We start from the raw sequence: 21189 nt of genomic DNA on the forward strand, positions 1-21189 counted from the left end.
AAGACATGAACATAGCAACATGGCTAGAAGATCATCTTATGGAACCATTGGGAAAAATTGCCCAAAATAAATACTTGCAGGCAATTCGAGATGCATTCGTTATTTTTGCATTACCAGTTATTATTACAGGTGCGTTCTTCTTAATTATTGCCAACCCACCATCTTCTTTGGATTGGGGAATAATTAATGCGTGGGAAAACGCAGTACAGCCTATTCAGGCACAGCTACTATTTCCATTTAACCTGACCTTTGGATTAATGGCATTAACTGTGGCATTTGGTGTTGGTTATAGTTTAGCGATTCGGGAAGATATGGATGCAGTTATGGCAGGTATTCTTTCGATGCTAGCTTTCTTTATGACTGCGTTTCCAGTAAAAGACATTACACAAGTCCCTTTTGGTGAAATTTTAAACTATCTAGGTGGACAAGGGTTATTCGTAGCAATTATATTAGGTATACTAACAACTGAAGCAATGCGTTTTCTTATTAATAAGGGTGTTGCCTTTGAAATGCCAGCAGGTGTACCACCATATGTAATGCGAACCTTTCGGGCACTTGTTCCATTCATGTTAATCCTTCCTTTAGTGTGGATTTTGGCATGGATTGTCTGGGCAAACTTTGGCGTTACAATTCCACAATTAGTATTGGACGCATTTAGTCCATTTGTTGCGGCATCAAACTCTTACTGGGCTGCACTCGGTATGATTTTATTAATGCTTGTTTTGTGGTCAATTGGTATTCACGGAATGAACGTCGTATCTTCTGTTGCCTATCCATTTTGGATGACGCAGCTAGCTAGCAATGCTGATGCTATTGAATCAGGAAGTGAAGCAACAGGTATTGTTACAGAACCTTTCTTTCATATGTTTACACATATTGGTGGCTCAGGTGCAACATTAGGACTGGTTATCTTCATGGTCTTCTCAGCGTCAGCACAAATTAAACAAGTAGGGAAGACAGCTATTATTCCGTCATTCTTTAACATTAATGAACCGGTAATTTTTGGACTTCCGATCGTTCTGAATCCGGTTCTGATTATTCCATTTATATTAGGTCCAGTAATTATTGTTACAGTCAACTATATTTTGTTTGCAACAGGTATTTTGCCACCTGTTATCGTTCAACCACCATTTACGGTACCGATTTTCTTTGGTGGATTTATCGCTACCGGTGGTTCATGGCTGGCGGGTCTTGTTCAGATTATGAACGCAGTAATTGCAACGGTGATTTATTACCCATTCTTTAAACGATATGAAAAACAACTTGTCGAAGAAGAGCAATCAAATAAAGAAGAACAGCCAGCTAACAGCTAGAGAGGAGATTGCGCTATGAATTATGAAGAAATAATGATGCAGCTTATTTTACACGGTGGAAACGCCCGTGGTGCAGCTTATGAAGCCCTGAATGAAGCGGAGGAATATAAGTTTGATGATGCTGAGAAGCTACTAGAGGAAGCAGATGAAGAATTTCTTAAAGGTCATAAGTATCAAACACAGCTAATCCAAAGCGAAGATGATACTGTGCCAAACTTCTTCATGATACACGCACAGGATCATGTAATGACTGCACAGGCAGAGATACAATTGATCAAGCGAATGATAAATCAGTTGAAATCACAAGAGAACCTGGAAAAGCGTATCGAAAAGCTTGAACAATAAAATTTTGTAGTATATACTGCCTAACATCACTGGTGTTGGGCAGTATTTATATTCAGTTGAAAGGATGAGATGATGAGATTTGGTACTATTGGTACAGGGTGGATTACGGATGCATTTATAGATGCGGCTAAAAGTTCCGAAAATTTTATGCATAATGCCGTTTATTCCAGGACTTCTGAAAAGGCGAATATGTTTGCTGACAAACATAATGTTAGAAACGTGTTTACAGACATCGAACAAATGGCAAAAAGCGGTGAAATAGATTGTGTTTATATAGCATCTCCAAATTCGATGCATGCAGAGCATGCGATTATATTTTTAAAACAAAAAAAACATGTTATTTGTGAGAAGCCGATTTTTTCAAATACGAAAGAGTGGAAAGAGGCTCATCAAATAGCTGAAGAAAATAATGTTTATTTATTCGAGGCAATGCGTAATATACATTCACCTAATTTTAAAAGTTTGCAGGAAAATCTTGATGAAATTGGAAAAGTTCGCAGTATGTCGTTGCATCTTATTCAGTACTCTTCTCGTTATGATAAGTATTTGAGAGGAGAAAACCCAAATATCTTTACAGCGGAATTTTCTGGTGGAGCGCTTGTTGATCTCGGTGTTTACCCGTTATCTGTTGCAGTAGCCTTGTTTGGACAGCCTGAAGATGTTTCATACTTTCCGGTTAAATTAAAAAGTGGGATCGATGGTAATGGCACATTAGTTTTAACGTATTCTGATTTCACTTGTACGATTCTATGTTCAAAGATATCCAATTCCTTTAATGCCTGTGAGATTCAAGGTGAGGAAGGTACACTAGTATTTGACGATGCTGGGGAGATAAATAACCCGCGGCTATTTAAGACACCATCAAAACAACGAGTATCCTTAAATTCTGTGAATCAAGACAATAACATGGTGTTTGAGATTGATCATTTTGCTAGCATTATAGAAACAGGAAATGACCAGGCATATAAGGATCTGAATGAATTGAGTTTCAATGTACTTTCCGTAACGGAAGAAGCCCGTAGACAAACTGGAATTGTATTTGCTTCTGAAAAATAGATACGGCTTGTGCTGGAGGGTAGGATAAATCATTTTTTAGTTGCCTGATTGAATCTAAGGCTTGAACTCTAAAATGATAAGGGGTTCCGAGGAAGCAAATAAGCTTTCTTAGAACCCCTTTAACGATTAGCCATTTTTTTCTAACGAGGCTGGGACAAAAGTGATTTGATCAAAGTGAAAAGTGCAACTGTGACACTCACCAAAAGACTTGGTGAATCCTAGTTTTCTAATGGTGCAGATTAGGTATAAACTGCGACATACTGTGGAAAATATTCAGCCGGTTCTCATAACCCTGATGAGTGACCGTTTCTCGATGTTTGGATAGAATTCGTGCTCTCATAAGCTCGATGAAGACACATTTCATGCTATTTAAACAGTGTTCGTGCTCTCATAAGCTCGATGAAGACAAGTTTCATGCAATTTAATTAGGGTTCGTGCTCTCATAACCTCGATGAAGACACATTTCACGCAATTTAAACAGGGTTCGTGCTCTCATAACCTCGATGAAGACACATTTTATGCAATTTAAACAATTTTCGTGCTCTCATAACCTCGATGAAGACACATTTCATAAACTGCGTATTAACCAACCATTTTATCCTGCTATTATTCGTCTTTAAGTGAAAGTTTTAGATATGTCCCTGTTTCGTTTTTCTTAACATTATTTATGTTTGTTTGTCATATACTCTTAAGTTGTACTTGGAATACTTATTACGTCTCCTGCATATACTATTTTGTTGATATTCTGTGAGAGGATGAAGTGAATTGTGCGGGATTACTGGATTGGTGAATTGGAATAATAGCGCCTGGAACGAGCGACCTGCATTGGCTAAGATGACAGAAACATTGACGTTGCGTGGCCCGGACGATACACAAGTTTGGGTGGATAAACATGTGGCGTTTGGTCACAAAAGGCTTGCTGTTATTGACATTGAAGGTGGAAAACAGCCAATGCATAAGAAGAAGGATGGATTTTCTTACACGCTTGTATATAATGGTGAGTTATATAATACGGAAGAATTACGAAAAGAATTACGAGACAGAGGCCATGATTTCAGTACAACATCAGATACAGAAGTGCTGCTGACGGCTTATATCGAATGGAAAGAAAATTGCGTTGATTTTCTTAATGGGATTTATGCTTTTGGAGTGTGGGATGAGGAAAAGGAACAACTGTTTATGTCACGAGATCGACTTGGGGTTAAACCGTTATTTTTCCATGAGAATTCAGGACATTTTCTTTTTGGATCTGAGTTAAAGGCAATTTTAGCGCATCCAGATATGAAGGCGGAAGTTGATCGTGATGGACTTGCTGAGATATTTGGCTTAGGTCCATCGAGAACACCAGGACATGGAATTTTTAAAGGAATTGATGAATTACGGGCAGGTCATTCTTTAATTTTTTCTAAAAACGGACTAAAAGTCTGGAGATACTGGAATGTAGAGAGCAAGCTGCATCATGATTCAATAGAGGAAACATCCGAAACAGTACGGGAGTTATTTGTTGATGCTGTTCAGCGTCAGCTAGTTGCTGATGTACCAGTCTCAACATTTTTATCAGGTGGCTTGGATTCAAGCGCGATTACTGCTATTGCTTCTGACTATTTTAAAGCAAATGGCAGAGGGCAGTTGTCTACGTTCTCGGTAGATTATGAAGGTAATGATCAATACTTTGAGTCTAGCAAATTTCAGCCTTCCAGTGATCGACCATGGATTGAAAAGATGGTTCAACACTTTTCAACAAATCATCATGATGAAGTGATGACGGGAAATGAATTGGCGAGTTTGCTAAAGGAGTCGGTTGATTTACGTGACCAACCAGGAATGGCTGACATTGATTCATCACTGTTATGGTTTAGCAGGCGTATAAAGAAGCATACAACAGTGAGCTTATCTGGAGAATGCGCAGATGAAATTTTTGGTGGATATCCTTGGTTTCATGATCCAACAGCCTCTTCAGACGGTGGTTTTCCGTGGATGAGATCCCTGGATGAAAAAATAGGTTTGCTTCACCCAGAGTGGCAAACAAAACTAAATCTTAAAGACTATGTATATAATCGCTATAAAGAAACGATTGATGAGACACCAAGACTTGATGGGGAGAACGCGGAGGACACAAGGCGCAGAGAACTATTTTATTTAAATATGCATTGGTTTATGGCGCAATTGCTTGATCGAAAGGATCGAATGAGTATGGGTGCCAGTCTGGAAGTTAGGGTGCCATTTGCCGATCATAAATTAGTAGAATATGTTTGGAATATACCATGGGAAATGAAGAATTTACATGGCAGGGAGAAAGGTATATTACGAAAGGCTATGGAAGGTATACTGCCGGATGATGTTTTGTATCGAAAGAAAAGTCCATATCCAAAGACTTTTCAACCAGAATACACCAGGCAAGTGGTTAACTGGATGAATGAAATTTTAGCAGATTCCGGTTCACCGCTATTTGAATTTATAGATCGAAAAAGAGTAGAAGCTATTGTTCTTAGTGAAGGGAAAGAATTCAAAGAGCCATGGTATGGCCAATTAATGAAAGGTCCGCAGCTGATTGCGCATTTGTGTCAGATTAATTATTGGTTAAGTAAATATAATGTAACAGTCCGCGATTAATTACTGGAACAGTAAAGCAGCTTGCCAAGTCAATTCGGCTTTTGGCAAGTTTTTTGCAGTTGAAACAATTTCATAATTCAAAAGTAACGCAGTAAATCCAAACTAATTGAAAATGTGCTAGGACTGTTGATTTCCTCTGCAGGCGGACGCTTTGCGTGGGCAGTTAAGAAAGTTACTGCATAAGTGCAGCTGTGGATTAGCTGTAAGCCAAGTTTTTGAAGTTTTTCAATGTTTATTTTGGATAATTTTTATCACTACTATACATCCTAACTTTATAGACGCTTAATTAAAGGTGGAATTGCAGGATGAATATAGCTAATGTCATGACAATTATTGGCTTTGTGGTTGTCTTTCTTATTTTAATTATAGTAGTAGTGACAGGTATTTATTTATATAACGTTGATCAAAAGCAAAAGCAGCACCCGGTTCTCCGTAATTATCCATTATTAGGGAGGGCACGGTATTTTTTTGAGAGTATAGGACCCGAGTTACGGCAGTATTTTTTCAATAATGATAATGAAGGAAAGCCCTTTTCACGTAATGACTTCCAGCATATTGTTAGAAAGGCAAAATATAAACGTGATGTTTTTGGCTTCGGATCACAGCGCGACTTTGAAGCAGAAGGATATTATATACGGAATTCAATGTTTCCAAAGCTCACTAAGGAATTAAAAATGGATCAAAAAACAAAAGCAAAAACGAATCGTTACTTACTGATTAAGGAACCCATGTTTGCACAAAGAGTGGAAAAGTTAGAGGAACATGAATCTTCCGTGTATCTGCTTGATGAAAAAGATACGATTGTTATAGGTGGGCAATGTAAATATCCATTTAAAGTAAGAGGTCAAATAGGTATGTCAGCAATGAGCTATGGTTCATTAGGCGACAGGGCAATTACTGCACTCTCTGAAGGTTTGGGTATGGCAAAAGGTACGTGGATGAATACCGGGGAAGGCGGGCTTTCGGATTACCACTTAAAAGGTGGCGTTGACCTTATCATGCAAATTGGCCCCGGTATGTTTGGTGTAAGAGACCGTGAAGGCAACTTCAATTGGGATGAGTTACTTGAGAAAAGTAGGATTCCAGAATTAAAGGCTTTTGAAGTAAAACTGGCACAAGGCGCTAAGACACGTGGTGGACATGTTGATGCTGAAAAAGTTAATGAAGAAATTGCCAGAATTCGTATGGTTGAGCCATTCAAGTCTATTGACAGTCCAAATCGATTTCCTGAATTTAGTGATATGCCTTCGTTATTTAATTTTATTGAACGAATTAGGGAACACACGGGGCTCCCTGTTGGAATGAAGATTGTAATTGGAAGCCACATTGAAGCAGATGAATTAGCAAAACAGATTAGAGATACGGGAAAAGGGCCGGATTTTATAACAGTAGATGGTGGTGAGGGGGGAACGGGTGCATCTTATCAAGAACTAACAGATAGTGTAGGTTTGCCAATAAGATCTGCATTGCCTCTAGTTGATAACGCGTTGAAAAAATATGGCGTTCGTAATACTGTGAAAATTATTGCTGCAGGGAAGTTAATCTCACCGGACAGAGTTGCAATAGCGATTGCTATGGGGGCAGATCTTGTTAATATTGCACGTGGTTTTATGATAACTGTTGGCTGTATTCAAACGCTGCAATGTGCATCGAATATGTGCCCTGTTGGGGTGGCAACTACTGACCCTGATATGCAAAAAGCCCTAGTAATTAATGAAAAAAAACACCGTACAGCAAACTATGTGATTACGATGCGAAAGGGATTGTTCCGGGTTGCTGCTGCATCAGGGCTAGATTCACCAGTTCATTTCAAGCGTGAACATGTTGTTTATAAGGATGAAAAAGGTAAAACCTGGTCAATGGATGATATTTATCAAACGATGATTGAAAAAGGAGGAGAAGGGTCTGCCAATGCCTAACATTAGCGGTTACTTCTAAGGTAAATTATTTTCCAAGCATTTGGTCCACTTGATCTCTGTTGTCTTTAATCCACTGCTTTGCGGATTCTTCAAATGAAACATCGTTAGTTTCGTGTTCTTGCATCATTTTTTCTAAGTCATCTACTTTAATACTCCAGTTGGATAAAATTTCGTATGCCTCAGGGTGCTTTTTCTCCAGTCCCTGATAAGAAAGTACATAAACATTATCGTATTTGAAGTTTTCTTTTGGCTCTTCTAAGAACTTAAGATCATATTTTGCAAACATGGAATGCGGGCGCCAACCTGTAATGATAACAGGTTCTTCATTTTTAATTTTATCGTCAAGTACGCCTAGCATCGCACTTTCACTGGATGGTACCAATTCATATCCATCAAGACTATAATCTTTCATAACTTCTTCAGAAATTGAAACTATTCCCGCACCAGGGCTAATTGTATATACTATACCACCAAATTTATCTGGATTTTCCTTGATGTCCTCTATTGAGTCTTCTTCAACATAGCTAGGGACTACCCAGCCTAATGGCACGTTTTCATAACTTGTTGCAACCTTTTGTAAATCATCTTTATATTGATTCCATAGTTCCTTCTCTGTATATGGTAGCCATGCATCCATGAAAACGTCAATTTCTTCTGATTGCAGGCCTTCAAAGATCAATGGTTGTGACAATAGTGATATTTTTATATTGTATCCTGCTTTCTTTAAAATTTGTTTAGCAATTTGTGTTGGTGCTTTTGTGCTTGTCCATTCAGTTTGTCCAAATACGATTGTTCCCTCTTTATTATCATTAAAGTTTTTATCCTGTTGGTTAATGGATTCGTCTTCTGTGTTTCCGCATGCAGCTAACAATAAAAGTCCTATTATAAAAAGTAAACTTACTGATTTCCTCATGTAAATTTTTCGTCCTTTCTCGATTGTTGTATGTTACTAAACATTTCTCACATATCCCCATTATTAATGTTATAGACTATAGTACTTAGATAGAAATCAGACTTTTTGGAAAGAGATTGGTGGCGAATTCGGCTACTGAAAAATTGTGAGGAATTTATATTTGGATCCACATCTAGAAGATGAATTCTTAGAGAACATTGTGTATATATTTTTAACTGATTTTGATAAACTATTCTAAAAGAGGAAGTTAAAAGAAAGGAATTAATAATATGACAATCGATGGCAGGCACAGGAAGAATATTTATCCTGGGTTAGAGGTAGAAGTTATTTTAAAAAAAGATCAGAAGAGTGGTGTACGTACGGCTGGTGTTGTAAAGGATCTCTTAACTAATTCGAGTTACCATCCGCATGGAATAAAAGTACGACTGGAGGATGGACAGGTTGGTCGTGTTTGTACATAAAAAATGGCAGGATTGGTTTGAAGACCAATCCTGCCATTTCGTTTAAACGGTTAAACCTAACTTTTTTAATCCATTAACTATTCCATCATCTGAGACAGTGGTTGTTTTATCCTTGGCATATTGGAACAGTTCATTAGGAGCGTTTCCCATTGCAAAGCCTTCTCCAACAGCTTGAAGCATTTCTTTATCATTCATACCATCGCCAAAAGCTATCGATTGTTCACGTGGGATATGCAACAGATCAAGCACCTTATCAACAGCAATTCCTTTGTTAACGTTTTTGCGAATAATATCATAACAATGTTCGACACCAGGTACATGAACTGGAGATAGATGAATATTAGCTCCTAATTCATATAGGGCAGGTTGTGATGGGGATAAATTCATTAATGTTGCACCTAATATTTTATCTTTATTCTCCCCATTGTAGAGCTCACTTTTTTTCATTTGAAATGTTTCAATAAAATGGGTGACAAGAGGTCGTGTTAGTGTTGTGTAGTAACTTGTATCCCTTGTATATAACACTAGTTCATGATCATTTTTTTTAGCTATATCCAAAATTTGCTCTACGGTGTTCTTGTCCATTGGTTCATTTACAACGGTCTTATCACGATAGACTGCAAAAGCACCGTTGTATCCTATATACGAATGGATATCGAGTTCTTTTGCTAAATCATGAATCTCATGTAATGGACGACCTGTCGCGAGGAATACTTCAACACCTTGTTCTTTTACCTTTGTTATAGCATTTTTTGTAGCTTCAGTGTACGTATGATCTGGCTTTAAAATAGTACCATCAATATCGAGAAATAATATTTTGTATGTCATGTAAATCTCCTTATATTTTTTTGACAGAAAAGATACCTTCTTTACTGCATAAGTGCAACTAAGGCTTATCTATATTAAAACTTGGTGATAAGCCAAGTTTTCTAACATATATCGTATTTTAGCATAGACAGTCATTATTTTGTGTAAATATGTTTAACTTTCTTCCATAAGGGTTAGATTATGTGGGAGTAGGCAATAGGATCTACTTTACAAGCCGCATTATAAGGAGTGTATAGATTATGGCAAGACTAGAAGGAAAAACAGCAATCATTACTGGCGGTATTGGCAAAAAAACAGCTGAATACTTTTTAAAAGAGGGTGCAAAGGTATCGCTGGTTGATATGAAGCAGGATGCACTTGATAATGTGAAGTCGGACCTTGAGCAATACGGTGATGTTATGACAGTCAAGGCTGACGTTACGAATGAAGATGAAGTGAAGAATTATGTTACTAAAACAATAGAGAAGTTTGGCAGTATAGATGTGTTTTTCAATAATGCAGGTATAGAAGGAGAAGTTGCCCCAATTGCAGAACAGAAGGTTGAAAACTTTAATAAAGTGCTGACTGTAAATGTACAGGGTATTTTTCTTGGCTTGAAGCATGTGATTCCAATTATGACAAAACAGGAGAGCGGCAGTATTATTAATACTTCTTCTGTCGCAGGGCTAATCGGATCACCTGGTGTTTCACCTTATGTAGCTTCCAAACATGCTGTAATTGGATTAACAAAGTCAGCCGCATTGGAGGTTGCAGGTTCGAATGTGAGGGTTAATTCAATTCATCCTTCACCAGTCAATACTAGAATGATGCGTTCCTTGGAGAAAGGCTTTAATCCTGATGATGCCGAACAGGCAAAAGAAGAACAGGAAAATGCTATTCCAATGGGCCGTTATGGTGAATCCGGTGATATTGCAAACTTAGTACTGTTTCTAGCCTCTGATGAAAGCAGTTTTATCAGTGGTTCACAGTATCGCATTGATGGTGGAATGGCAGCACAATAAGAAGTGTTAGCATAAAAAATTTAAGAAATAGGATTAAGGGAGACCATGAAGTGGGGCTTCCTTTATTTAGCAGATAAGAAAAGTGTAAATTCTTTCTTACTGAATAAGTGCAACTAAGGCTTGGCGATAAGCCAAGTTTTCTAATGCAATTTTTAACAGGGGTAAAATTTAGTAAGTTATCAAAAAATAACACTGAACAGGTTATTGACTGTTCAAAAACCCACGAGGAGTGATCAGTTATGGCAGGTAACAATAATCGTAATGATTTGTTAGTGCCTGGCGCGGATAATGCAATGAATCGCATGAAAGAGGAAATTGCAAGTGAGTTTGGTGTTCAGACTGGTGCTGACACAACTGCACGCGAAAACGGATCAGTGGGCGGCGAAATGGTTAAACGAATGATCAAAATAGCCGAATCAAGCATGTCTGATACAAATAAGTAGCGTTTGTATTAGTGATGCGGGTAGTCACCCTAACTGCAAGTAGTTAGGGTGGCTTTTTTTAAATGAGGCTGAGGTGGGTGACACCAAAAGTCTCATTTGTATACTTAGGTATACTTTCATATTTTAATTTTATTTTGTATTGTTGTTGTATATACTTTTTGAAGTAGGCATGGGAATTTATAACCAGATCAACTTTTTGAATTTACATAAACATGATTATATGGGGGAAACGAAATGAATGATCAGTTTATGATTGCGCTTGATGAGGAATGGGTTGAATTAGTGCAGGAGGCAAAGGCAGCGGGTTTAAGCATTGAAGAGATTAAAGACTTTTTACAGAATGGACATGAAGACAGCTAATTTTTTTAACTTTATCGTTCTGTTTTAAGAACGAATTGCTCAGCTAAAGGAAAAATAAAAGCAAACCTAATTAGTGGGTTTGCTTTTATTTTTTTAGTTGCTAAAAATAATCTGAATTTTTCTAAGACTTTTGCAGGATTTTTTAGTACGATAAAGAAATATTATTGTATAAGCATTAATATGTTTTAATAGGTAGTACTTTAATCAAATTTGAAAGGAGATGAGAACATGGAGTTTGGAATTCTTTCGCTATTGCCCCCAGTTATTGCGATTGTGCTGGCCTTGATCACCCGTAATGTAATACCTGCATTATTTGCTGGTGTCTGGCTTGGTGCAACGATGATGCATGACTGGAATCCATTAATGGGATTGTACGCAAGTTTTGGTGATTTTATCATTCCTAATGTAGGGAGTGAGTGGAGTGCAACTGTTTTAATTTACTGTGGACTTTTTGGAGTTCTAATCGCTTTTTTGCAAAAAACAGGTGGTGCCCACGCTATTGCACATTCCATTTCCAAAAAGGTGAAAACGCCAAGGGGGGCACAGAGTTCAACGTTCCTATTTGGTATCATTATTTTCTTTGAGGACTATTTTAATGCACTGACAGTTGGAAGTGTTATGCGATCGGTAACAGATAAAATGCGTGTATCAAGAGAAAAACTTGCTTATATAGTTGATTCTACCTCTGCACCAATGTGTCTGTTAGCACCAGTATCAACTTGGGTTGTTTTTGTTATGGGGCTTATCGGTGCGCAGTTTGTAGAGCTTGGTATGACAGGGTCAGAGTATATGACATATATTTTCACGATACCGTTCAATTTCTACTCGATATTAGCACTTGCCCTTGTGGCAATTATTGTCTTTATGAAATGGGATTATGGTCCAATGGCAAAAGCTGAATACCGTGCACGTACAACTGGCGAAGTGATTCGTAAGGGTGCTGAACCACCGTCAGAGGATAAAATGGCTGATGATGTAAAATTGGCTGAAGGTCATACTCCAAAGAAGCGAAATATGATTGTTCCAATTGTAGTGCTTATTGGATTGATTCCACCACTATTCTTGTGGACAGGTGGATTTCCTGAAAAAGATTTTGTTGCGGCAGTTGGTGAAGCTGACGGCGGAAAATCAATATTAATTGCTGCTTTTTCAGCTGGGGTTGTTGCTCTTATTATGGGCATGCAGCAAAAACTGTTTTCATTTAAAGAAGCGATGTCTATTTATGTAAGTGGCTTTAGAAGTATGATGCTTGTGTATATTATACTGACGCTGGCTTGGTCAATTGGAAGTGTAACATCTGAACTGGGAACAGCCGCATATATTGTTGATTTTGCGGAACAAACAGCATCGCCAGCGATAATTCCAGTATTATTGTTCATTATTGGTGCAATTGTTGCTTTCACAACAGGTACTTCGTATGGAACATTTGCTATCATGGTTCCAATCGCAATGCCGATTGCTGATTCGATGGATCTTTCCATGTACTTGGCAATTGCAGCAGTTCTAAGTGGAGGGATATTTGGTGATCATTGTTCTCCGATTTCCGATACAACTATCCTGTCTTCAGCTGGGTCTGCGAGTGACCATATCGATCACGTAAATACTCAAATTCCTTATGCAATAACAGCAGGAATTTCCGGTATAGTTTCATTCCTGATTGCTGGGATAACAGGCTCTGCAATTCTTTCTATTATTGCAGGAGTTATCACGCTAATTATACTGGCCTTCATTTTAAACAGGGTATGGGGGCAGAAAATACCGAATGAATCGAGTTTAGCTGCTTAATAATGAATGCTCTTCAGTTTATATTTACTGCATAAGTACAACTTTAAAATTCATCACAAAGAATTGGTGAATGCCGGGGTTTTCTAAGAAAATGATCATAATGAAAGCAAAAAGAGTAACTGCCTATTTTGACAGTTACTCTTTTTTCGCTAAGAAAAATTCTACAGCACTTGTTAACGATTCTGCATTTGGTTACAATGATTTATCATCTACTGAATCCAGCCAATTTTCAATTGATTCAACAATCGATTCAACGGCTCCTTCTTCAAATGGAGAACGGAGATTAGCGGCTTCGACAAGACCCAGGAACGATTTTGTTCCACCTAATTTACATAAGTTAAGATAGTCGCTCCAGGCATTATCGTTTTCATCAAATGATCGTTTCCAGAATTGAAAAGCGCACATTTGAGCCAAAGTGTAGTCGATATAATAAAATGGAACCTCATAAATATGACCTTGACGCTGCCAGAAACTCCCTGTTTCCAAATAAGCATTGCCATCATAGTCACGATGGGGCAGGTAAATTTCCTCAAGTTTTCTCCATGCTTGCTTACGTTCATCTGGTGTCCAATCTGGGTTCTTGTAAACTAGATGCTGAAATTCATCAACTGCAACACCGTATGGGAGGAACTGTAATCCTTCTGACAAGTGAACGTACTTATATTTCTCAGTGTCTTCCTTGAAAAATAGCTCCATCCATGGCCATGTAAAAAATTCCATACTCATCGAATGAATTTCTGCTGATTCACACGTCGGCATTAAGTACTCAGGAATTTCATTATTACGACTGGAGTAAAATTGAAATGCATGACCTGCTTCATGTGTTAGAACATCGACATCACCTGAAGTACCGTTAAAGTTCGCGAAAATAAATGGTGATTGATAATCTTCAATGAATGTACAGTACCCACCAGCCTCTTTGCCCTTTTTCGCTTCAAGATCCATTAGGTTTCGATCAAGCATAAATCGGAAAAATCCTTTCGTTTCCTGAGACAGCTCTTCGTACATCTTCTTCCCGTTTTCAATAATCCATTCTGGTGTCCCTTTTGGAGTTGCATTTCCTGTTTGGAATCTGAAGTTTTCATCATAAAACTTGAGTGAATTAAGACCAATTCTCTCTGCTTGTTTTTCGTAAAGTTTAGTAGCTAGTGGAACGATCGATTCACGGACTTGTTTTCGGAAAATATCAACCATATCAGCGTCGTAATCGATACGCAGCATTCTTATGTAACCAAGCTCGACGAAATTTTTGTAACCTAATGTTGTTGCGATTTTATGCCGTGTTTTAACAAGCTGGTCATATATGTCATCAAATTCCTTTGCATGTCCGGCGAAGAAACCTGCACTTGCTTCAACAGCTTCTTTTCGAACTAATCGATCCTTACTTTCGGTAAATGGTGAAAGCTGTGCCAATGTGTATGTCTCTCCCTGAAACTCTACCTCGGCCGAAGCGACTAGCTTTGAGTACTGTGATGATAACCTGTTTTCTTTTTGAAGCAGTGTAATAACTTCAGGTGAAAAAGACTTGATTTGGTAGTCAGCAATTTGAAATAATTGCTTGCCCCATTTTTTCTCAAGTTCGTCACGAAAAGATGAATTTACCAGTTCTTTATAAAATAACGTGTCCAGCTCTTGTATTTCCGGTTCGATCTCGTCGAAAAAATCCCGTTCTTTCTGATAATAATCATCATTTGTATCAATCGATGCACGAATATAAACTAGATTAGAAAGTGTAGACAATCGGTTGCGGAATTCGTTTATTTTCTTGATAGCTTCATTTTGCTGATTAATTGATGGTGCATTTGTGAACTTCTCTAATAGCTTGTTGAACGTCTTCTTTTCCTGCTGCATGTCAGGTCGCTCATATGTGTAATTTTCAAAAGACTGCATGGTATTCCTCCTTGTTATAATTATCGTATTCGACATTTTTCGTCGAAATCCTTTTTCGTAGTTAAGTTTCTTACTGCATAAGTTTAACTATAACATTCCGCTGCAAAGGCTTGCACGCAAGGAAATCACACCCTTTAACAAATCCCAGGTTTTCAAAAGAAGGTAAAATATGTGATATACTATCTTTCTAAAATGATGCGGAGGTTTTTTACATGAAGCCAAAATTTGAACTGACAAAAGAAAAGAAAGCAGGGATGGTAGAATTACTCAAAAGATATTTTTTGGAGGAGCGGGATGAAGAGATTGGCGACCTTGCTGCAATGTTAATGCTGGAATTTATTATCGAAGAAATTGCACCGGTATTTTATAATCTAGGTGTTGAAGATAGTCACGCATATATAGGTGATAAGTTGGATGATATGTTTGGGATTATGAAATAACTGTAATTCTGAAAAATGAGATAATTTAATTGACTTTATTAAAGCTCCGGGATAGACTGAATGATAATAACAAATAATGATGAGGTGATATTATGTTTGTTACTACTGTGACTATTGGGCTTGTGTTAGTAGTTGTACTGATGCTCTTCAACATCGTCCTGAGTAAACTATCTTCTAAAGATAGGTACATATTGTATATGCCTGGAGTTGTGCTATTTGCTACAGGGTTAATCCTATTTATCGTCGCAACTATTGGAGATAAAATTGTAATAACCGGATTAGGCCTTGGGGGATGGGGAATTGCATGCATGTTCGCTGCAGCTATTGATTTTACTGTAACTTCAATAGTGGACACATACACACATTCATAAATAAAGTTAATCGGCTTGAGGATAATTTACACATCTCCAAGCCGATTTTTAATGAACTACTGTCCAACCGAAACTGCGGAATCCGTGATTTCTTTTGGAACCGTGATATCATCGTGCTCGTTAAATTCGCTTATGGTATATTCTGCATTATGATATGTTTCAACCTCACCTATTTCTCCTGAGGTAGTTGATTCATATTCAAATGTGTAGCCCACCATATAAAGTGAATCTTTATCGATTTTTATTTCATAAGTTCCATTGACATTCATATTATCATAATGTTCCTTTAAAATACCTTCCTGTGCTGCAATCCCAGCCCCCATTACGGCTGATTTATATTCTTCATTTGTACCGGTAAATGTTAAAACAAAATGGTTGCCATTGTCATTAACTTCAAATGCATTACTGAGATTGACGTACTCGGTCAATTGGTCCGCCTGTAACGTAGTAAACAAACTTCCATAATCTGAACTAGCAGGCATCTTCATCCATTGATCTTGATCTGGTGATTTTATATACATTCCGTCTGCTACTTTGTAGAGTTCGACGACTCCACCGGAATCCGTATTACTAGTTGTCGATGATTTCATATACATATTGGATTGATCAGCTAAGCTAAGTTCCATTGTCAGTTCAGTTGTTGCTTTTTCATTCTGCCCACTAATAGTACTGTCATCTGTGAATTCTCCTTTTACTAGATAACTGGACACCTCTTGCATTGCTTCTGCTGATTTTTGAAATATCTTCTTGGCGTCAGAACCAATAAGATTACCGCTTTCGCTGGGTTCCTCAGCTTCTTCGGGATCCTCTTCTTTTGTACTTTCTTCAGTGTTCTCATCACCGGTATCTGATGTTTCTTCATTCGTTTGTTCTTCTTCTGCGACAGCATCTTTTTCCGTTTTATCTTGATCAGCATTGTCACTGCCGCATGCTGCGAGAGCCATTACACAAATTAGAAATAGTAAAGCTATTATTTTCCTCATAGGCCACCTCTTTTAGGGTTATTATTAAACATTAGCATACGAAACAAGCTGTTGTAATGTATCCTCAAGTATATAAATTTACTTTACAGGTTCAGCAGCTTCTCGAACTTCTTGTGGTACAATAAGCTCAACGTAAGCATTGAAGTTACCATAGGAAAACTCGCTTTTTTCATAGATATGCCCTTTACCAGCTTCCCCAGAGGTGGTCGCTTCATATTCGAGCAAATAGTTTGTTAGATAAAATGTTTGCTTATCAATGGTCAATTTGTAGATTCCAGTGACTTTCATATTATGATAGAAATCTCTGAAAAAATCATTCAAGACTTTTTGACCTGCGCCAAAAACGATTTCTTTAAATTCCTCATCAGTGCCAGAATAGCTTAGGATGTAATGGTCTTCTTCATCAGTAACTTGGAAAAGGGAACTGTAGTCGGAATAAAAGCTTAATTGCTCATCAAAAACAGTGTTGTATAGATTATTAACTGCGTACTCAGCCTCCATTGAAATCCATTTGTTATTCTCTTTCAGGTAATACATTTCTTCATTTAGATACATTTCCATGTTACTGTCAGGCTCATCGTTGGCTTCAATTTTAACGGTTTGGTGGAGCGTCTTTTGCTCTCCGATCATCATATCTGCATTAATATTGATTATTTCAATACGTTTGACATCATTGATGATTGCATCTGACACTGTGGTACCGCCCATGTATAAACTGTCAACATTCTTCATTGCTTCACTGGATTTTCGGAGAATTGCTGCAGCGTCCGTTAGTTTAGCTGTTGCGTCTTCACTTTGATTCGTTTCTTCCATGTTTGTATCATCGGTATTTGTTTGCTCGTCTGATTGATTGCTATCATCTTCATTTGGCTGTTTCTTTTTTTCGCCAGTTTCATCATCATCGTCTTGCTGTTCTTCTCCGACTTCGTTAACTTCCTCAGTTGTTGCTTCTGTTTCTTCTACTGTATTTTTGTTGGTTTCGTCATTCATTACTGGTTCTTCTTCACTGCATGCGGTCATTAATAATAGGGTAATCCCCATTAAGATAAAACCTGTTAACTTCTTCATATGCACACCTCTATTAGTGTTGGTGCTCAAACTTTACCACACTAAAAATAGTGCTGTAATGTATACTTAAGTATAAAACAAAAGCGCAAGCGCCTGTTCAGCGCCGTATGGACTGCGCCCGCGCATCGCGTGTGGGTCGACGTTGCCGCGCAAAGCGGCGGTCTTAGTCGATCTTCCTTTTCCCTGAGATAAAGGATACACGAAGAGCGTAAGCGATTCGATGTTGACTTATCGTAGACACGGGGAGGGAAGTCCACTAGGCGCTAGGTGCTGGAGCTGGACGTCGCTGATTCGGAAGTCCAGTAATCCACAGCACTTAAATTTTATAATTTCCTAAATAAAAAAAACAGCCATGATTAGGCTGCTTAGTTAGTCGCAAATTTCCCTTGATACATACCGACATTGATTGGGAAGTGACAAATGCCCCTCGAATCTACTTCAGATATGTTTTGCCGTCATGTTGTTCTATTTTTCGTTCCTTCATGAGTTTCCCTAGGGCACGTTTGAAGGCGGCTTTGCTGATATTAAATGTTCCTTGAATATCTTCAGGGTCACTTTTATCGCTGAATGGAATAACGCCATCACTCTGTTTAAGGTGCATTAAAATGTTATCGGCATCTTGACCCATGCTGTGTTGCTTAAGCGGCTTAAGCGAAACGTTTAGTGTCCCGTCTTCTTTTACATCGATTACCCGTCCTTCAACCCATTCGCCGAGCCGTGGTTCTTCTTTTCGTTCTGTATGATGAATAAATCCGCGATAACCGTCTTCAGATATAATAGCTGAGCCTTCCTTGCTTGTTCGATACACACGTCCGCTGAATGCCTGCTTTAACAAGTCATCTGGTGCTAGATCCCACTGTCTCTCAACGACGCCCTCGGATGCCGGTATTGCCAGCAAGCGGCCTTTTTGGTCTTTTCCTAAAGTTACGTAAAGCATATCACCGATTATTGGCCAAACGCTTTCGAATAATGGGAGATCATCGATAGACACAAGCATCTCTTTTGCGATACCAATGTTTACAAACACGCCAAGACCTGGCATGACTTCAACAACTTCAGCCCAGTCATACTCGTCCATTTGTACAGAAGGGAGCTTGGTGGTTGCGATGAGCTGTCCTTTCTTATCAGTGTAGGGAAATACTTCAATTTCCTGTTCTGGTTCAAGTTCTGTGTCCAGCTCATTATTGTGCAGAAGTACATCGCCCTCTAATACGTAACCAGTATCAATTTTTCGAAGTACCTTAAGTTTTTGGATTAATCCTATTCTCATTTTTGTTAGCCTACTTTCCTTATATGTATTGGAAAAGGGGTACTCTTACTATAAGAGTACCCCTTTGATTTATAAAGTAACACATAAGTTTCCATTTTTATATTTATCCCGAATTGATTTATCGGGTGGGAAATCACCATTTATGGGATTTCGCTTTTACCGCGGTCATTGTTCCACTGGGGTTTTCTTCCTTAAGCAACGTCAGCCCTACCTGCTCTGACGTCCTTGCGACCCCTTAGTCGCGCCAGTGTGAATAAGATCTTCAAAAACTTACTAGCAGAATGCCAGAATTTCATACTTACTTGTTACTTCACTTATAACTTATATATAATCTCACATAATCTTACGCTTGTCAACATTTTTTTGGGGAAGTGTTCGACAAAAAACGGGAAGTGACAGGCACCAACATCAACGCTTATCAGTATTGTTACAGTGACGGTGCTGCTAAATGTAATTGCGTGATGTTTTCACTTTTAATTTAATGGGTATTTTAATGATATGCACAAAGTTGAAAGGGTGAATTATATGATACGGACAATTTTAATGGTAATAGGTGCGATTGTAGTTATTGGCTGGATACTTTCAATGTTATAATAAGAGTATGAAAAATGTAGAATCCGGAGTCCTTTCTAAGAAGGATTCCGGATTTTCATAAGCAATTTGCCGAAAGGAATGTGATTAGGATGGATCTTCAACTAAAAGGAAAGTCTGTACTTGTAACAGCTGCCAGCAAAGGACTTGGAAAAGCAATTGCTACTGAATTTGCACAAGAGGGTGCTAACGTTTTAATAAGTAGCCGAAGTGAATCTTCACTTGCCAGCACTGTTAGAGAGATTAAGAAGAAAACGGGTAATGAGAATGTCAGTTATATTGTTTGTGATATGAAAAATACTGAGGAAATCAGGCAGATGGCAGAGCATGCGGTATCTGTATATGGGACTGTTGATGTTTTAGTTAATAATGCAGGAGGGCCTCCAGCTGGAAAGTTTGCTGACATGTCAGATGAGGATTGGTACCATGCGTTTGAACTGAATCTTCTAAGTTTCATTCGAACAACTCGCGTGGTCATTCCATATATGAAAAAACAGGAGATTGGTCATATTGTAAATATTGCTTCTTCATCAATAAAACAAAGTCTGGATAATCTTATATTGTCCAATACGATGCGACCTGCAATTGTTGGACTTGCAAAAAGTCTTGCGCGAGAACTTGCTGAAGATAATATTTTAATAAATACGGTTGGCCCAGGAACAATTGAAACAGATCGAGTACTGGAATTGAATCAGAAAAAATCGGATAAACAAGGAGTTTCTGTTGAAGAGGTAAAACAAGAAGCGGTTCAGCAAATACCAATGAAGCGATACGGAGAACCCGATGAATTTGCAAAGGCGATTGTGTTTCTTGCATCTGGTGCTAATACATATATTACCGGACAGTCGCTTATTATTGACGGCGGGCAAGTGAAGGCATTGTAAATCATATTATATTAGAAATCCCTAACATGATCAGTAAAAATGGAGGTAACAGTGCAAACCGTTGCATCCATTTTTTTGTGGCTAAAAAAATTCCCAAACGGACTCCACATAATACGAATCCCCCGCTCATAAGGGCTATTGAAACAGCGGTTGTGACTGGTGAATAGCCTAGCATAGCTGCTCCAAGACCAGCACCAAAAGCGTCAATTGCCAGCGCGAACCCTAGAAGTAGTGCCTCGTTTGCTGAAATGGTCCCGGACTGGTCCAAATCGGCTTGAACGGGCTGTTTCATTACAGTTTTAAAATTGCCCCAAGCTTCATCATTTGAATTTATATCAGGATCTGGTTCACTTTTGGAACGAGTAACATTATATAAACAAAATAAACCAATTAAAAGCAAAATAATACCGCCAATCATTTCAGCTACGTCAGGTGTGATAAAGGATCTTAATATGTTACCAATTGTCATTGATATAAAAACAATTAATCCAGAACAGAACATAATTATACTTAATGCAGTAAATGGAACCCGAATCCGTCGCATTCCATAGGTGATTCCAACTCCAAATCCATCGATACTTACTCCAATAATTAAAAGTATTAATCCAGCATTAAAGAGCATTTATATCAATTTCCTTTCTGCAATTATCTAAAT

Annotated in this window: 20 protein-coding genes; 13 read left to right on the plus strand and 7 right to left on the minus strand. The window is 38.2% G+C overall.

All coding sequences use genetic code 11. The features are described from left to right. The first annotated feature begins 5 nt into the window (after positions 1 to 5). The 5 genes from J2Z82_RS16940 to J2Z82_RS16960 all read left to right on the plus strand — a co-directional run bounded on the left by J2Z82_RS16940 (position 6) and on the right by J2Z82_RS16960 (position 7246). Positions 6 to 1313 (plus strand): PTS sugar transporter subunit IIC, encoded by a 1308-nt coding sequence (locus J2Z82_RS16940; protein ID WP_209481995.1) that lies wholly within the window; start codon positions 6 to 8, stop codon positions 1311 to 1313. A gap of 15 nt (positions 1314 to 1328) precedes the next feature. Then, positions 1329 to 1658 carry a PTS lactose/cellobiose transporter subunit IIA gene (locus tag J2Z82_RS16945; RefSeq protein WP_209481996.1) on the plus strand — a complete coding sequence of 110 codons (330 nt, stop codon included), beginning with the start codon at positions 1329 to 1331 and terminating at the stop codon, positions 1656 to 1658. 72 nt (positions 1659 to 1730) lie between these two features. Then, positions 1731 to 2714, plus strand: coding sequence for a Gfo/Idh/MocA family protein (locus tag J2Z82_RS16950; protein ID WP_209481997.1), 984 nt, complete (start codon positions 1731 to 1733; stop codon positions 2712 to 2714). A 765-nt stretch (positions 2715 to 3479) separates the two neighbouring features. Then, positions 3480 to 5327 (plus strand): asparagine synthase (glutamine-hydrolyzing), encoded by a 1848-nt coding sequence (asnB, locus tag J2Z82_RS16955; protein WP_209481998.1) that lies wholly within the window; start codon positions 3480 to 3482, stop codon positions 5325 to 5327. Between the two features lie 305 nt (positions 5328 to 5632). After that, positions 5633 to 7246: an FMN-binding glutamate synthase family protein gene (locus J2Z82_RS16960; protein WP_209481999.1), complete on the plus strand. Its 1614-nt coding sequence runs from the start codon at positions 5633 to 5635 to the stop codon at positions 7244 to 7246. Between the two features lie 25 nt (positions 7247 to 7271). On the opposite strand, the gene J2Z82_RS16965 is transcribed toward J2Z82_RS16960, so the two are convergent. Beyond that, a complete protein-coding gene (locus tag J2Z82_RS16965; RefSeq protein WP_209482000.1) occupies positions 7272 to 8159 on the minus strand; it encodes a glycine betaine ABC transporter substrate-binding protein in 888 nt (295 codons plus the stop codon). Positions 8160 to 8428: 269 nt separating this feature from the next. Between J2Z82_RS16965 and J2Z82_RS16970 the strand changes: the two genes are divergently transcribed. Next, on the plus strand, positions 8429 to 8620 hold the full coding sequence (locus J2Z82_RS16970) for a YwbE family protein (protein WP_209482001.1): 192 nt from the start codon (positions 8429 to 8431) through the stop codon (positions 8618 to 8620). A 42-nt stretch (positions 8621 to 8662) separates the two neighbouring features. On the opposite strand, the gene J2Z82_RS16975 is transcribed toward J2Z82_RS16970, so the two are convergent. Continuing rightward, entirely contained in the window at positions 8663 to 9448 is a 786-nt protein-coding gene (locus tag J2Z82_RS16975; protein WP_209482002.1) for an HAD family hydrolase, read from the minus strand. A gap of 239 nt (positions 9449 to 9687) precedes the next feature. Here J2Z82_RS16975 and J2Z82_RS16980 point away from each other — a divergent pair, with 239 nt between their 5' ends. The 4 genes from J2Z82_RS16980 (at position 9688) to J2Z82_RS16995 (ending at position 13037) form a co-directional block, all read left to right on the plus strand. Then, positions 9688 to 10449 (plus strand): SDR family NAD(P)-dependent oxidoreductase, encoded by a 762-nt coding sequence (locus J2Z82_RS16980; RefSeq protein WP_209482003.1) that lies wholly within the window; start codon positions 9688 to 9690, stop codon positions 10447 to 10449. A 239-nt stretch (positions 10450 to 10688) separates the two neighbouring features. After that, positions 10689 to 10892: an alpha/beta-type small acid-soluble spore protein gene (locus tag J2Z82_RS16985; RefSeq protein WP_092491833.1), complete on the plus strand. Its 204-nt coding sequence runs from the start codon at positions 10689 to 10691 to the stop codon at positions 10890 to 10892. Between the two features lie 234 nt (positions 10893 to 11126). Next, complete coding sequence (locus J2Z82_RS16990; RefSeq protein ID WP_209482004.1) at positions 11127 to 11252, plus strand: anti-repressor SinI family protein; 126 nt, start codon at positions 11127 to 11129, stop codon at positions 11250 to 11252. Positions 11253 to 11480: 228 nt separating this feature from the next. Continuing rightward, positions 11481 to 13037 (plus strand): Na+/H+ antiporter NhaC family protein, encoded by a 1557-nt coding sequence (locus tag J2Z82_RS16995; RefSeq protein ID WP_209482005.1) that lies wholly within the window; start codon positions 11481 to 11483, stop codon positions 13035 to 13037. Positions 13038 to 13229: 192 nt separating this feature from the next. Here the strand turns inward: J2Z82_RS16995 and J2Z82_RS17000 are convergent, their stop codons facing one another. Continuing rightward, on the minus strand, positions 13230 to 14927 hold the full coding sequence (locus tag J2Z82_RS17000; RefSeq protein ID WP_209482006.1) for a M3 family oligoendopeptidase: 1698 nt from the start codon (positions 14925 to 14927) through the stop codon (positions 13230 to 13232). Between the two features lie 212 nt (positions 14928 to 15139). Here J2Z82_RS17000 and J2Z82_RS17005 point away from each other — a divergent pair, with 212 nt between their 5' ends. Further along, positions 15140 to 15367 (plus strand): DUF2164 domain-containing protein, encoded by a 228-nt coding sequence (locus J2Z82_RS17005; RefSeq protein WP_209482007.1) that lies wholly within the window; start codon positions 15140 to 15142, stop codon positions 15365 to 15367. Between the two features lie 92 nt (positions 15368 to 15459). Next, complete coding sequence (locus J2Z82_RS17010; RefSeq protein WP_209482008.1) at positions 15460 to 15738, plus strand: hypothetical protein; 279 nt, start codon at positions 15460 to 15462, stop codon at positions 15736 to 15738. A gap of 56 nt (positions 15739 to 15794) precedes the next feature. On the opposite strand, the gene J2Z82_RS17015 is transcribed toward J2Z82_RS17010, so the two are convergent. From J2Z82_RS17015 to J2Z82_RS17025, 3 genes are all read right to left on the minus strand, one after another. Next, the gene (locus J2Z82_RS17015; protein WP_209482009.1) at positions 15795 to 16721 is read right to left on the minus strand and encodes a DUF6612 family protein; all 927 of its coding nucleotides are present in this window, start codon (positions 16719 to 16721) and stop codon (positions 15795 to 15797) included. 78 nt (positions 16722 to 16799) lie between these two features. Further along, on the minus strand, positions 16800 to 17789 hold the full coding sequence (locus J2Z82_RS17020) for a DUF6612 family protein (RefSeq protein ID WP_209482010.1): 990 nt from the start codon (positions 17787 to 17789) through the stop codon (positions 16800 to 16802). 433 nt (positions 17790 to 18222) lie between these two features. Continuing rightward, positions 18223 to 19059 (minus strand): CvfB family protein, encoded by an 837-nt coding sequence (locus J2Z82_RS17025; protein WP_209482011.1) that lies wholly within the window; start codon positions 19057 to 19059, stop codon positions 18223 to 18225. A gap of 683 nt (positions 19060 to 19742) precedes the next feature. Here J2Z82_RS17025 and J2Z82_RS17030 point away from each other — a divergent pair. Beyond that, entirely contained in the window at positions 19743 to 20534 is a 792-nt protein-coding gene (locus J2Z82_RS17030; protein ID WP_209482012.1) for an SDR family oxidoreductase, read from the plus strand. A gap of 1 nt (position 20535) precedes the next feature. Here the strand turns inward: J2Z82_RS17030 and ytaF are convergent, their stop codons facing one another. Beyond that, positions 20536 to 21156 carry a sporulation membrane protein YtaF gene (gene ytaF, locus J2Z82_RS17035; RefSeq protein ID WP_209482013.1) on the minus strand — a complete coding sequence of 207 codons (621 nt, stop codon included), beginning with the start codon at positions 21154 to 21156 and terminating at the stop codon, positions 20536 to 20538. Positions 21157 to 21189 lie beyond the last annotated feature (33 nt).

The organism is Virgibacillus litoralis, assembly GCF_017873675.1.
Taxonomy (GTDB): Bacteria; Bacillota; Bacilli; order Bacillales; family Amphibacillaceae; genus Lentibacillus; species Lentibacillus litoralis.